This window comes from Pseudoalteromonas sp. SR45-6, from assembly GCF_014163545.1.
Taxonomy (GTDB): domain Bacteria; phylum Pseudomonadota; class Gammaproteobacteria; order Enterobacterales; family Alteromonadaceae; genus Pseudoalteromonas; species Pseudoalteromonas rhizosphaerae.
This window is the reverse complement of record NZ_JACJDM010000082.1, coordinates 1-14438: the sequence shown is the minus strand read 5'-3', so window position 1 is coordinate 14438 and position 14438 is coordinate 1. Positions and strand designations below refer to the sequence as shown.

The window sequence follows — 14438 nt, the reverse complement described above, 5'->3', positions numbered from 1 at the left end:
CAGTTTGCTGTAGATCCAAAAACAGGTTCATTAAATGGTCGAGCGAATGGCAGCATCCAAGAAGGAACGCTGCATTCACCTCATTTCACCGCTAGCGCATCGGGCCATATGCATGCAACGGGCTATAATGATGTAACTAAAGTTGGTGCGCTAACTGGTCAAGCCGTGGTGTCTTTTCCACCACCTGCAATAGGTAGTTACCAGTCACCATTTACGGCAAGCTTTGGCGTTGATAATCAATGGAATGGCAAAGGCAGCTTTTCTGTGGGTGAGAATACTTACCAATGTAAAGTGAGTCTAATCGACTAAGCTGATTAAAAATAGTTTTTCTATTAAATGGCATTCAATCCAGTTGAATGTCATTTAATAATTCACCAAGCAGCGTCATTACTACCCTTCTTCAAGCTCTCGCCAAAGCTTATGGCTTAGCACTTTATTTCAGGCATAAAAAACCGACCAATTTGGTCCGCTTCACGTTTATAAAAACGTTGAAAAACAGTGTCGACTTGCTTTGCTATGATTTAATTAGGATTGCCTAACTTTTTTATCATTTGTTTAAGCCTTTGTATTCATTTAACTAGGCATTCATATAACTAGCTTTAGTAGCAAAACTTCAATAGAAGAATCTTCAACAAAGCGCTTAATGACTTAAAGCATTTCCTTCTTAACTTTACCTACGTTTGGTCCATTCAAGTTAACCATCTGATATAATCGCATAAAATATTAAGGAAAATTAGTGATGAAACTAAAAACAACAGCTGTCTGCCTTTTAACCTTACTACTTTCTGCCTGTGGTGGGGGAAGTAGCTCTGAAGAACAACAAAAAGCAGCAAATAACAAACCTACTATAGCGGGTGAGTTCAGTTTTGAACTCGCTGCGGGATCTAGTTTAGAACATGCACTTACTGTAAGCGATAAAGACAACGACACAGTAACTGTCTCTGTAATAAACAAACCTGATTGGCTAAGCTATGAACTAAGTGAAAATACACTAACGCTCAGTGCTTCGCCTACTCTTTTTGACATAGCTGAACATCAAATTGACCTATCAATTAGTGATGGTAAAGAGTCGAACCAGTTTAACCTAAGTATTGACGTTCACTATGATGCCGTTAACTTTCCTGGCGAAGCAATTACACTTGCAGATAAAGAATTAATCGGCACGTGGACTACAGCTGACTCTAGCTCACTATTTCATTTTTCAGCTGACCAAACAGGTTTTGCAAAAATTGACAGTGACAACTTTATGTTTAACTGGAATAACCCAGATGATGTTGAACTGCATACTCAAGAGTTTGAATGCATTGCAAATTGCATGCGTTCAAAGTTTATACCTCTCGAGATTTTAGCTAAGAAAGCTAATTCTATCCTAGCTAAAAAGTACATAAGTGAAACCGAATTCACTTGGCTTACCCTGATTAAAGGCGAGAAAAAAGCGCTTAGTTTTGATACTTATAGCGATCAACGCCAAGAGCAAACACTTAGACTAAGCCAACTAGGTAATGAAGAAGGCGTCAAATATACTTTCTTTGCCAATGTAGCGATTAAAGCAGAAGGTTACACTCAGTTGGCTGGATTTCACGAGAATGTAATTCTAACTGACGGTATATATCAATTTATTGAGCCTGAAGAGAAAGGTAATAGTATATTTGGGCAAGACTATACAAAAACGTTTCAAAATACTGATGGCTCATATCAACAAATCAGTTTTTCTGTTCAATTAAAACAAGCCGAACTCATTGCAAGCTTAGATGATTTTGCTGTTTTTGAAGTCACCTATCATTTTATCCCTCAAACATCTCAAGATACGGCTAATTGGCCTGAGCTTGAAAAAGAGCTTGTTGATCGCAAAACCTATAAAGTATTTAGAGGTGTTGCAGAGGCGCCAGTTCCTGAATTTTCAGCGGGTGATGTGTTATTCGGCTTATCTCCATTGTATTCAAGTGTGCAATTAGCTGATGGAAGTTCCTTTAAAATAATCAATGCACCTATCACGGTTGATTCAGAAACTTCAGGACATTACTCAGTGAAAAACGCTCTTACTGGTGAACAGTTCACTTATGAGGTTACTTTAAACAACTTGGGGGGGACTTTAGAATTCACCATAGGTATTGAAACTAGAAATGTACGCTATGTAAAACTCTACGATAATCGCATTGCTACTGTAGACGATTTTTACTCCAGCAAAAAACAATCAAGCTACTCTTACGCTAATCTAGCCCAAGCAGATACTACCTATAATGCGACTCAAGAAGATTATATGAAAACCTTCTATGTTAACGATTTAAACTTGTTAAATAACAACAAACATGCCGTTATAGAGCCTCACGATAACGGTACAGCCATTGTTTATAGCGGTGGTATTTTTGGCCCTAATGGCCGTTGGCAGTTTGAAGAAGACAATAGCATGAGCTTCGTAACTCCTTGTAGTCAAGATGAAACAATAAGCAGTTGTATCGATAATTCTGAAGAAGTTGATGTGATCAACTACAAACTTTTCAAAAAGGAAAAAGCCGGCTATTGGTTTTTAAGGTCTCATAGCAACCAAGACAAATACTCAGATGGAAAAATAGCCCAATCAGTAACACAAAGTATTCAATTCTTAAAACTATGCGATAGCGTCTGTATATACAGAAGTAATTAACTAAAAATCAAACGATTAATGCAGATTATACGGTATTAATCGTTTGCCACATCATATGGCTATAAACTAACAACTGACCACTTTATTTCAGGCATAAAAAAACCCCGACCAATGTGGTCAGGGTTATTAAAAGTGGTACCAGCGGCCGGACTTGAACCGGCACGCCTTGCGGCAGGGGATTTTGAATCCCCCATGTATACCAATTTCATCACGCTGGCATCATTTTTCTTTAACCTTCTAACATGAGAAGATAAAGAAAAACCACTTTAGAGCTAGGACTTATCAAGCTGTCTTTGTCTCTATGCCATGCATTATACAAACAATAAGAGGAGCAGCAAGCGTTTTTTACAAAACCACGATCAACCGCTTAACAATTGAGCAACCATTAACATTCACTCATAAAAGCTACTAACTGTGCGGCTAGTATTTGTCTCGCTATTTGCTAAACTAGCGCGCATATTAACTTTGTGAGTTTGTTTATGTCTGCTGAATTTCCGCGTGCGAGCTTTTGGCGTCGCTTTGCCTCTTTAATTTACGACTCTTTAGTTGTGATTTCGCTATCTATGCTTACTGCTATACTTTACTTTGCAGCCATTCAGGGGTTAATTGGCTTAGATCTAATTGCGCAGACAGAAGATCCGGCCGCCTTAATTCAGGACTCTCCATTGCTGTACGGTATTCGCAGTGCATTATTCGTTGGTGTAAATATTATATTTTTTGTCTATTTTTGGACTAAGAGTGGCCAAACGATTGGTATGCGCGCATGGCGTTTAAAAGTACAAACTCGCGATGGTAAGCTAATTAGTTGGCCACAAGCCGTTATTCGCAGCGTAACCGCATTACTTGGCTTAGGTAATTTAGTGGTATTAGTTGATTTTAAAAACAAACGAGCGCTGCAAGATTACCTGTCTAAAACCGAGGTTGTTGCGCTAACAAAAGAAGAAAACAAACGAATTTATCGTTCTTTAGATTAGCAATAAGGAGCTAGGCTGCTAGCTCCCCGTTATCAATTTCGCTTATTAAGCAAGTAAGTCGCAAAACCTATAAATATTATGCTTGGTAAAGTCGCCCCGATTATCGCAGGGATTTGATACACCATCACCACAGGACCAAATATTTCATTGGTTAGGTGAAATGCAATACCGGTTACTACGCCCATTACAATCCGCGCGCCCATCGTCACGGTACGCAGTGGGCCAAATATAAACGACAGTGCCACTAATAACATCACCGCTATCGATACTGGCTGCATAATCTTACGCCATAAAGCAAGCTCGTAGGTGCTAGTATCTTGCTCATTTTGTTTCAAATAACCTAAATATGACCACAACCCTGTAAATGACAGAGACTCTGGTTTTACCGATACGACACCCAGCTTTTCAGCTGTAAGTTGTGATTCGTAAAACTCTTCTTTTTGCTGCTGTGTGCTGATCAACTCTTCACTGAGTTGCACTTTATTTACATCTCGAAGTAACCAACCGTCTTTACGGCCTACCGCTTCGCGGGCTTTGGTAATTTGTGTAAGCTGTAGTGAACTATCAAAATGATACATGTTCACGCCATGTAATACGCCGTTTTGGTCAACATCTTCTATATTAATAAAGTTATTGCCATCTTTGGCCCATACACCTTGCTGAGCGTTAAATACATCACCACCATGTATTGCTTGATTACGCATTTCTTTCGCTTTAAGTTGTGTCGCTGGTGCGCCCCACTCGCCTAATGCCATCATACAAAGCGCCATAAATATTGCGGTTTTCATTACTGAAAGAATAATTTGCAAACGCGACATACCGGCGGCTTGCATTACCACCAGTTCACTATTTGATGCAAGTGCCCCAAGCCCAGTTAAGCCACCAATTAAAGCGGCCATTGGGAAGAACACCACAAGATCATCAGGCATGCTATATAAGGTATATAGCAAAGCAGTTCCAATATCGTAGCTACCGCGACCGACTGATTTAAGCTGCTCAATAAATTTAATCAGGGTACTGATCCCAACTAAGACCATCAAAGCAAAACCGGTGGTTTGTAAAACACTGCGGCCTAAATACCAATCAAGTGTTTTCATCATGCGCCTAACTCCCGCTTAGTTAATACTGCTTTTAACCATGCGCCGAGCGGTCGCCCTTTGATAATCAAAAAGCCGCCAATAAATAAAGCACTTAAATGGATCCACCACAGGCCAATTGAAGGCGGAATTTTACCATCCTCAATCGCAAACTTTGCAGCATTCAATAAGATGAAATAACCTAAATACAAGCTGATGGCAGGCACTAATTTGGCAAACTTACCTTGGCGCGGATTAACGACACTCAGCGGTACTGCTAATAAAGTAAGTAGTGGAATAGAAAGCGGTATAGCAAGACGCCACTGCCACTGAGCAATCGCATCTGTCGTTTTCATCGCAAACAGATCTATGGTCGGCACAGCTTCAAGTTTACGGCGTTGATGTTCTATTTCTTGCTCACGAATTTGTACGCTATAGCCATCAAATTCGGTTAAATTTAGCGCAGGGGTTTTGCCGTCGGTTTCGTAACGCTTACCGTCACTGAGCACCAATTGCTGCTCACCGCTTTCTTGCTCGATCACTACACCCCGCTGCGCATATACTAACCGTGCGAGATTATCTTTTTCGCTGTCTGGTAGTTGCGCTACAAATACTTTGTGTAGTTCTTTGCCGCCTTTTTCGATGTTATGAATAAACACCACCGCTTTTTCGTTACCTGTTTGTTGAAAGCGCCCAGCCCGCAGCGCTGATAACCCGGCATCCGCTTTGGCTTGTTCTTTCAATTGATATTCTTGCTCACTCGCCCATGGGGCTATATATAAAGTCAGTACTCCTGCCAATAGCGCCAATACCACACTAGAAACTAAGGTTACACGCACTACGTACCATTCACTAACACCACAGGCTTTGAGAACGGTCATTTCACTGTCGGCATAAATGCGACTATAGGCGAGAATAATCCCTAAAAAGATACTTAGCGGTAATATTAATGATGCCAATTGCGGTAACTTTAGTGCAATCATTGACAGCACTAACTTAGCAGGAATGCCGCCTTCAGAGGCATCGCCAAGAATAACAACAAACTTTTGCGACAAAAAAATTGTCATCAAAGTTAAAAATACGGCGACCTGAGACTTTAAAACTTCAGTGGTCAAATAACGGAAAATTAGCAATGATCGCCCCTGTTAAACATGATGTTTTACTTCAAGAGTAAGAAAATTTGAGTAAACTTAGGGTTTTATTATATGTCATCAACATTAAATATCATACCTAGCAACTCGATATATTGTCGCATTAGTGGTATTGATGGCTACAAAAGTATAAAGTTCAAATACACATAATGAGTCAGCGTTTATAAGCTAATATTAAGCTAGTATCTGGATTTTTATTTTATTACCCTTATTTAAGGGTTAAATGACTCAAAATTAGGAGTGACAATGGAATTTAGCGTAAAAAGTGGTAGTCCTGAAAAGCAACGTAGCGCATGTATTGTAGTTGGCGTTTATGAGCCACGTCGTTTATCCCCCATTGGTGAACAACTCGATAAAATCAGTGATGGTTATATCTCTAATTTATTGCGTCGCGGCGACCTTGAAGGCAAGCCGGGACAAGTGCTGTTATTGCATCATGTACCCAATGTGTTAAGTGAACGCATACTATTGGTCGGCTGTGGTAAAGAGCGCGAGCTAGACGACAAACAATACAAACAAATTATTTCAAAAACTATCAATACCTTAAATGAAACTGGGTCGATGGAAGCGGTATGCTTTTTAACTGAGCAACATGTTAAAAGTCGCGACACCTACTGGAAAGTCCGCCAAGCGGTCGAAACCACCCAAGACTGCTTGTACACATTTAACCAATTAAAAAGCAAAAAAAGTGACCCGCGTCGCCCGCTGCGTAAAATTGTGTTTAACGTACCAACTCGCCGCGAACTTACCATTGGTGAAAGCGCCATTGAACATGGTCTAGCGATTGCTGCAGGTAGTAAGTTATGTAAAGACGTAGCGAACATGCCGCCAAACATCTGTAATCCTGCATATTTAGGTGAACAAGCGCAAGAACTTGCAGCTAACTTTGACAACGTTACGGTTGATATAATTGGCGAAGATAAAATGGCAGAGTTAGGTATGAATTCATACTTAGCAGTTGGTCGTGGTAGTGATAACGAATCTATTATGTCGGTAATTAACTACCAAGGCGGCGCGAAAGATCAAGCCCCAATAGTGCTAGTTGGTAAAGGTTTAACCTTTGACTCAGGTGGTATTTCACTCAAACCAGGCGAAGCCATGGATGAAATGAAATACGATATGGGCGGTGCAGCCGGTGTTATTGGCGCAATGCGTGCTTTGGTGCAAATGCAATTACCGATTAACGTAATTGGTGTACTCGCAGGTTGTGAAAACATGCCAAGCTCGAATGCTTATCGTCCGGGTGATATTTTGACCACTATGTCAGGGCAAACAGTTGAAGTACTAAATACCGACGCTGAAGGCCGCTTAGTATTATGTGATGCACTCACTTATGTTGAGCGCTTTGAACCTGAAACCGTGATTGATGTTGCTACTTTAACTGGCGCTTGTATTGTTGCCCTTGGCGCTCATGCAACGGGGTTATTATCTAACCACAACCCACTGGCACATGACTTGTTAAAAGCATCTGAGCAAAGTGGCGACCGTGCGTGGCAGTTACCACTGTGGGATGATTATCAAGATCAACTAGAAAGTCCATTTGCTGATTTTACTAACTTAGGCGGCCGCTCTGCGGGAACGATAACAGCAGCATGCTTCTTATCTAAGTTTACTAAAAAGTATAACTGGGCCCATTTAGATATCGCAGGCACTGCTTGGCGCAGTGGTAAAAACAAAGGCGCAACAGGTCGACCGGTGCCAATGCTTACGCAATATTTACTCAACCGTGCCGGTGTAAGCGAAACCAGCCAAGATTAAACCCCGCGTTTAACAATACATTGTAAATTTAAATAAGGCGCTTTTTAGCGCCTTATTTATTCCCCACTTATTAACGTATAAATTAGCGTATTAATTGAAGCAAAACGCGTTATATGGCAAAATCCCTGCTTTGATTTAAGTATTATTTTCAATACTGTGGGAAGCCCCGATACAATGAGCATGAACGCCCAGTTTTTCGTTCTAAAGCAACAAGATGAGTCATTAGCCAAGGCTGATGATCACTTTAGCTTAGCGGCTGATATTGCTGCTGAACAGTATCGTCTTGGTCATCGTATCTTTATTTACGTTGATGATCTTGAAATTGCCCATGCCATTGATGAAACTATTTGGTCATTCGACCCCGACAGTTTTGTGCCTCACAATCTCCAAGGTGAAGGTCCAAAAGGTGGTGCGCCCGTTGAAATAGGTACTACCCCGCCAGTCGGTAATCGTAAAGTTTTAATTAACTTGGCTGCACAATTGCCGGACTTTATTCGTCGGTTTAACCAAGTTTTTGATTTTGTGCCCGTTGAAGCCACTGCTAAACAAGCTGCCCGTGAGCGCTTTAAAAAGCTACGCCAACTCGGTGCTAATATCACCACGCAAGATATTAATAGCTAACATACCTTTTGTATAAATAGCTAACTAACTCATTTAAGTACTTATTTAAGGTTCTGTGTAATGGATAAAACCTACAATCCGCAAGATATTGAACAGTCGTTATACCAAGACTGGGAACAAAAAGGCTACTTCAAACCATCAGGTAAAGGCGATGCATATTCAATTATGATCCCGCCACCCAATGTCACTGGTAGCTTACACATGGGCCACGCTTTCCAAGACACCATTATGGATACCTTAACGCGTTTTAAACGTATGCAAGGTAATAACACATTATGGCAAGTAGGTACTGACCACGCAGGTATTGCTACGCAAATGCTGGTTGAACGTAAACTCTCTGCTGAAGAAGGTAAAACACGCCACGACTTAGGCCGTGAAGCTTTCATCGACAAAATTTGGCAGTGGAAAGAACAATCTGGCGGGACTATCACAAAACAACTTCGTCGCCTTGGCGCATCGGTTGACTGGGATCGTGAACGTTTCACAATGGATGACGGCTTATCAGAAGCCGTTAAAGAAGTGTTTGTACGCTTACACAAAGAAGATTTAATTTATCGTGGTAAGCGCCTAGTAAACTGGGATCCAAAGCTACACACGGCTATCTCTGATCTTGAAGTTGAAAACAAAGACAAACAAGGCCACATGTGGCACCTACGTTACCCATTGGCTGATGGTGTTACAACCCAAGGCGGTAAAAACTACATTGTAGTGGCAACGACTCGCCCAGAGACCATGCTTGGTGACTCAGGTGTTGCAGTAAACCCAGATGACGAACGCTATCAAGACTTGATCGGTAAAGAGATTTTACTGCCGATTGTTAATCGTCGAATTAAAATTGTTGCTGATGAACATGCCGATAAAGACAAAGGCACTGGTTGTGTAAAAATCACGCCAGCACACGACTTTAACGATAACGAAGTTGGTAAACGTCATCAAATGCCGTTGATCAATATCTTCGATAAAGATGCCGCAATTCTAAGCCAAGGCGAAACCTACACCTTTGATGGTAAAGAGCTTGAGTTTGATGCACCAATTCCTGAGCGCCTGCATGGTCTTGACCGCTTCGATGCACGTAAAGCAATTGTGGCTGAATTTGAACAGTTAGGCCTACTTGAAAAGATTGAAGATCACGCTCTAACCGTACCTTACGGCGACCGCTCTGGTGTGGTTATTGAACCGCTACTTACTGACCAATGGTATGTACGTGTTGCACCACTGGCTGAGCCTGCAAAAGACGCAGTAAAAAATGGCGATATTCAATTTGTACCTAAGCAATACGAGAACATGTATTTCTCGTGGATGAACGACGTACAAGATTGGTGTATTTCGCGCCAGTTATGGTGGGGTCACCGCATTCCTGCTTGGTACGACAGCGAAGGCAACGTTTTTGTTGGCCGTGATGAAGCAGAAGTACGTCGTGAAAACAACATTGCTGATAGCGTAACACTTAGCCAAGACGAAGATGTACTCGATACCTGGTTCTCATCAGCACTTTGGACTTTTTCAACCCAAGGCTGGCCTGCGAACACAGATGATTTGAAAACTTTCCACCCGTCTGACGTATTGGTAACTGGTTTTGATATTATCTTCTTCTGGGTAGCGCGCATGATCATGATGACCATGCATTTCATCAAAGATGATAACGGCAAGCCACAAGTGCCCTTTAAAACGGTTTACGTTACGGGTCTTATTCGCGATGAAAATGGCGATAAAATGTCAAAATCTAAAGGTAACGTACTTGATCCAATCGATATGATTGACGGTATCGACCTTGAAAGCTTAGTAACAAAACGCACCAGTAACCTGATGCAAGAAAAAGTCGCTAAGAAAATCGAAAAAGATACTCGTAAAACCTTTGATAACGGCATTGAAGCCCACGGTACAGATGCACTGCGCTTTACTTTAGCGGCAATGGCATCGACTGGTCGTGACATCAACTGGGATATGAACCGCCTTGAAGGTTACCGCAACTTCTGTAATAAGTTATGGAACGCCAGCCGTTATGTACTAATGAACACCGAAGAGCAAGATTGTGGCTTTACAAATGATGCAGTTAAAGAGTACTCACTTGCTGATCGTTGGATCTTAGGCCAATTTGAAGCAACTGTTAAAACCTATACTGAGCACTTAGATAACTACCGTTTTGACCTTGCAGCAAATACGCTTTATGAGTTCACTTGGAACCAATTTTGCGATTGGTACTTAGAGCTGACTAAGCCTGTATTATTCAAAGGCAATGAAGCACAACAACGTGGTACGCGTCATACACTGATCACTGTGCTTGAAAGCCTACTGCGCTTAATGCACCCAATGATGCCATACATTACCGAAACGATTTGGCAACGTGTTGCGCCACTGGCAGGTCTTGAAACAGCGAACACTAGTATCATGGTACAAGCCTTCCCTGTTTACAATGAAGCTAACGTTGATGCAAAAGCAATGGATGATTTAGAGTGGGTTAAGCAATTCATTTTAGCTATTCGTAACATTCGTGGTGAAATGGATATTAGCCCAAGCAAGCCGTTATCAGTATTACTAGCAAATGCATCTGCGGATGATGTACGTCGTATTGAAGAAAATAAATCTTTCTTAGCATCACTTGCTAAAATTGAAGAATTTACGCTGCTTGATAACAAAGATGACGCACCTGCATGTGCAACATCTTATGTTGGTAACCTTGAGATCATGATCCCAATGGCAGGTCTAATCGATGTTGACGCCGAACTTGCACGTATTGCTAAGCAGCTTGAAAAAGCCGAAAAAGGCCTAGCTCAAGTGCAAAATAAACTAGCAAACGAAAAGTTTGTTAACAATGCACCTGAAGCAGTCCTTGCTAAAGAAAATGAGAAGCTTGCAGAGTTCTCAGATGCGAAAGCAAAACTACTTGAGCAAAAAGCCAAGATCGAAAGCTTGTAACTAGATGCGGGGAACCCCGCACAGCTAGACAAAAAAAAGCCGCGTTAATAAATAACGCGGCTTTTTATTTGCGCGGGATAAACCCGCGCCTACAAATTAAAACGTGTAGTTATACTGCGCACCAAATAAGTATGCATGGCCTTTTGATTCAAAGCCCCACTGCTGACCTAAGCCATCAGATTCAGTAAAGTTTTGTGTTTTACCACGGAGAATACTCATACCAATATCTAGGTTTGCTTGTTCGCTCATGGTGTAGTTAACACCAAACGAGTACCAAAAACGGTCAGTATCAGGGATAGAAATTGACAGGTGTTTTTGATCGGCTGGTGATTCATCATAAGCAATACCAGCACGTAATAGTACAGCATCGTTAAACTGATAATCGCCACCGATTGAGTAACGCATTGAGTTTGAGAAGTGCTCATCTTTAGAGAATACAGGTGTATCTTTGCCTGGAACATAAGCTTCTAGCTTTTGGAAACTATCCCAACCAGTCCATAATACACTGTAGTGTAAGCCTGTTTTTTCATCTAACTGGTGTGTACCAGAAAACTCAGCAATCGCAGGGAGAGTGATTTCAACACTTCCAGGTACACTTACGCCAGCTAGGCCACCGATTTGTGCAGGTAATTGGTTAGAAAACTCGCCATCAAATGTGATATCTGTCTCGCTACGATAGTTAAAACCAAAGCGACTATTTTCATCAATCTGATAGCTAGCTCCTAAGTTCCAACCAAAGCCTGTATCATCGCCTTCTAAATGTACTGCTTGAGTTTGTGCTGGTAAACCTAATGGATTGGCACCAAAATTACGAATGATTTTCGCATCTGCATAAACATAGTTTAAGCCAAGGCCAACACTAAATTGATCATTGATTTTGTATGAACCACTTACGTTCATATTTACAGTAACAATCTCTGTTTCACCAGCAAGCTGGCCTGCAGGGTAATCTGCTTCAAATTCAGTTGATAAACCAAAATTTGAAAACGCACCAAAACCAACAGCAAACTTGTCATCGATAGGCATTACAAAATAACCTGCAGGAACAAAAGCGGCTGGCGCAATACTGCTGTCGTTTAGTTGACCAGGGTTAACTGATTGATTACTAGCTTCAGTGCCACGAAGGCTGACATCTGGAATGACAGCAATACCTGCAATACTTAGCTGCTGCTCTTTAAATACAGACATAAGAGCTGGGTTACGCGCAACTACAGAGGCATCATCAGCCACAGCTGCTTCACCAGCATATGCACGCCCTAAGCCAGAGGCATTTTGCTCTGCAAGCTGGAAAGCCGCTGCAAACGTATCTGCAGACATAACAGCAAGTGATGCTGCAATTAAAGTTTTTGTAAATTTCATTGTGTTTCCTTAACCAAACTAAATGTTTGGGTTCCCATGTGTTGTCTCTAATTATTAGGAGTAAGTTACTTCAAAACCTTAGCACAGTACCTTACTTTTAAATAAAAAACTGTAACAAAGCGTTAAAAAACACCATAAAAACCATTTTTTAACAGCAAAGTAACAGTTTTTTAAAACTCATCGGATAAGTTACAATAAAACTCACTTGCAATTAATTATCATTTAGATTGACTTGCTTGATCAGCACTATTAGACTGCCAAACAAGACTAGCAAAGGAGATGAAGCGGTGGAAATAGGATTAATTATTGCTGCGTTGGCTTTTTGTGGGATAAGTGTATATTGCTTTTGCAAAGCTAATTTTTGTGCCTGCACCAGAGCTGGCGAATGCGATAACCCTGTTAACCATTATTGGTTAGGTGCCATTGTCTGTGCTTTAGTCGCACTAGTATGCTGCTGTAGTGCGTTACATTCAGAAAATGGGACTTTATTGTGGCTACTATTAATGGTGAGTTGCTTCAGTGGTGCGCTATTATCGGCTAAGCAATCAACTAAAAAACACTGTGACAAAGCAATAACTAAAAAACCGCTTAAACCAACAGATGCTCTTTTAACAAACGAGCCAAATTAAGCTGATAATCTAATGGTTTGATACTCGCTAAAATCTTTAAGTCATGATCTGGTGAAGTTAAATCAACATCTTTTGCCGTAATATGATGACTATGCTTAGCATTATAGAAAACTTTAACTTTAGGTTGAATGGGGTTCTGATGATTACCTTCGGTTACTAATGCCAACCGTTCATTAGTTAATTTAACAATCGTACCGACCGGATGCACACCTAAACACTTAATAAACCGCTGTACTAACTCACCATCAAACATGTGTTTATTAGCTAATAAATAGCGCAGTGCGTTGACCGGTTCATCACCTAATTGATGGGGCCTGTCCGCTGTCATCGCGTCATACACATCAACTATCGCCATAATTCGTGCTGGTCGACTAAGTTTTTCACCCAGAAGACCTCGAGGATAACCACTGCCATCTAAGCGCTCATGGTGATTAACTATCATATCAAGCATTAATGGGGTAATGCCTTTTTCGCCTTTTACCAATCCTAAACTTTGCGCTACATGCTTTTTAATCGCTTGCATCTCAAGCTTATTTACTTTCTCAGGTTTAGAAAAAATCCCTTGGGGTAATTTAGCTTGTCCCAAATCGTGCAGCAAGGCACCCATGGCAAGCTCTTGCACAACACTTTCTTTGTAACCTAAGTACTTGGCAAATACAGTGACAAAAATAGCGCAGTTAGTCATATGTCGCCAGTTGTACATATGCTTATCTTTAATGCGGGTTAAAATAGTCATTGCATTATGATTACGAAATACCGATGCCACAATATCTTTAGCTATACCATCAAGCAGTACGATATTCATCTTTAAGCCTGAGGTAACGTCGCCATATAAACTTTGTAAATTACGATTATGTTGCTCATAGCTCACACTCGCTTTAGCAAACTCTTGCTCAACTGAAATAACCTTTTTTATCTTTAATTTATTAGGGTTATTGGCCGTTGCAGCAGCGACTTCAGGTTTGAGCTGATATTTGGCAGGAACACTCACATCACTTTGCGTAAAATCTATCAGCAGCTCTTGAACTCCTTCGGATACCAAGCGCTTAATGATCGATTTATCGCGAACTAGGCCGCGAGTTTTGATTTTTATACTATCAACCCCCTCAAACTGCTTGCTAACACTGTCAACAAACATTCCTGGTACGAGTTCAGAAATTGGAAGGGTAATAAGCATATAAAGTGATTAATTCATTTCAAAAAATAATAATTACTGATTATCAACGATCCACTACAAATGTCTATAACAAAAGTAACGAATACGAAATAAGCACTAGGAAATGATGAATTGGTAAGTTGGCGAGTTGGCG

General features: G+C 40.9%; 11 protein-coding genes and 1 tRNA gene. 7 read left to right on the top strand and 5 right to left on the bottom strand.

What is annotated here, in order from left to right; translation table 11 throughout:
- Together H5158_RS21225 and H5158_RS21220 are read left to right on the top strand one after the other, a co-directional pair.
- Positions 1–309, top strand: a 309-nt coding sequence (locus H5158_RS21225; protein WP_182740841.1) for a DUF1842 domain-containing protein, incomplete at its 5' end; no start/stop codon positions are given.
- Between the two features lie 430 nt (positions 310–739).
- Positions 740–2644 (top strand): hypothetical protein, encoded by a 1905-nt coding sequence (locus H5158_RS21220; RefSeq protein ID WP_182740840.1) that lies wholly within the window; start codon positions 740–742, stop codon positions 2642–2644.
- A gap of 133 nt (positions 2645–2777) precedes the next feature.
- Here the strand turns inward: H5158_RS21220 and H5158_RS21215 are convergent.
- A tRNA-Leu gene (locus H5158_RS21215) sits at positions 2778–2862 on the bottom strand.
- Positions 2863–3123: 261 nt separating this feature from the next.
- Here H5158_RS21215 and H5158_RS21210 point away from each other — a divergent pair.
- A complete protein-coding gene (locus H5158_RS21210) occupies positions 3124–3618 on the top strand; it encodes an RDD family protein (RefSeq protein ID WP_182740839.1) in 495 nt (164 codons plus the stop codon).
- Between the two features lie 32 nt (positions 3619–3650).
- Here the strand turns inward: H5158_RS21210 and lptG are convergent, their stop codons facing one another.
- Positions 3651–4718: an LPS export ABC transporter permease LptG gene (gene lptG, locus H5158_RS21205; protein WP_182719465.1), complete on the bottom strand. Its 1068-nt coding sequence runs from the start codon at positions 4716–4718 to the stop codon at positions 3651–3653.
- On the bottom strand, positions 4715–5827 hold the full coding sequence (gene lptF, locus H5158_RS21200; protein ID WP_149981256.1) for an LPS export ABC transporter permease LptF: 1113 nt from the start codon (positions 5825–5827) through the stop codon (positions 4715–4717). The genes lptG and lptF overlap by 4 nt, the downstream gene beginning before the upstream one ends.
- A gap of 264 nt (positions 5828–6091) precedes the next feature.
- On the opposite strand from lptF, the gene pepA reads away from it, so the two are divergent.
- From pepA to H5158_RS21185, 3 genes are all read left to right on the top strand, one after another.
- A complete protein-coding gene (gene pepA / locus H5158_RS21195; protein ID WP_145234985.1) occupies positions 6092–7603 on the top strand; it encodes a leucyl aminopeptidase in 1512 nt (503 codons plus the stop codon).
- Positions 7604–7777: 174 nt separating this feature from the next.
- A complete protein-coding gene (locus H5158_RS21190) occupies positions 7778–8224 on the top strand; it encodes a DNA polymerase III subunit chi (RefSeq protein WP_145234983.1) in 447 nt (148 codons plus the stop codon).
- 60 nt (positions 8225–8284) lie between these two features.
- Positions 8285–11140 (top strand): valine--tRNA ligase, encoded by a 2856-nt coding sequence (locus tag H5158_RS21185; protein ID WP_182719464.1) that lies wholly within the window; start codon positions 8285–8287, stop codon positions 11138–11140.
- A 96-nt stretch (positions 11141–11236) separates the two neighbouring features.
- Here the strand turns inward: H5158_RS21185 and H5158_RS21180 are convergent, their stop codons facing one another.
- A complete protein-coding gene (locus H5158_RS21180; RefSeq protein ID WP_182740838.1) occupies positions 11237–12499 on the bottom strand; it encodes an outer membrane protein transport protein in 1263 nt (420 codons plus the stop codon).
- A gap of 287 nt (positions 12500–12786) precedes the next feature.
- Here H5158_RS21180 and H5158_RS23495 point away from each other — a divergent pair, with 287 nt between their 5' ends.
- On the top strand, positions 12787–13128 hold the full coding sequence (locus tag H5158_RS23495; protein WP_259399182.1) for a hypothetical protein: 342 nt from the start codon (positions 12787–12789) through the stop codon (positions 13126–13128).
- Here H5158_RS23495 and H5158_RS21175 read toward each other — a convergent pair.
- Positions 13088–14305: an HD-GYP domain-containing protein gene (locus tag H5158_RS21175; RefSeq protein ID WP_182740837.1), complete on the bottom strand. Its 1218-nt coding sequence runs from the start codon at positions 14303–14305 to the stop codon at positions 13088–13090. The two genes, H5158_RS23495 and H5158_RS21175, sit on opposite strands and share 41 nt — an antisense overlap.
- Positions 14306–14438 lie beyond the last annotated feature (133 nt).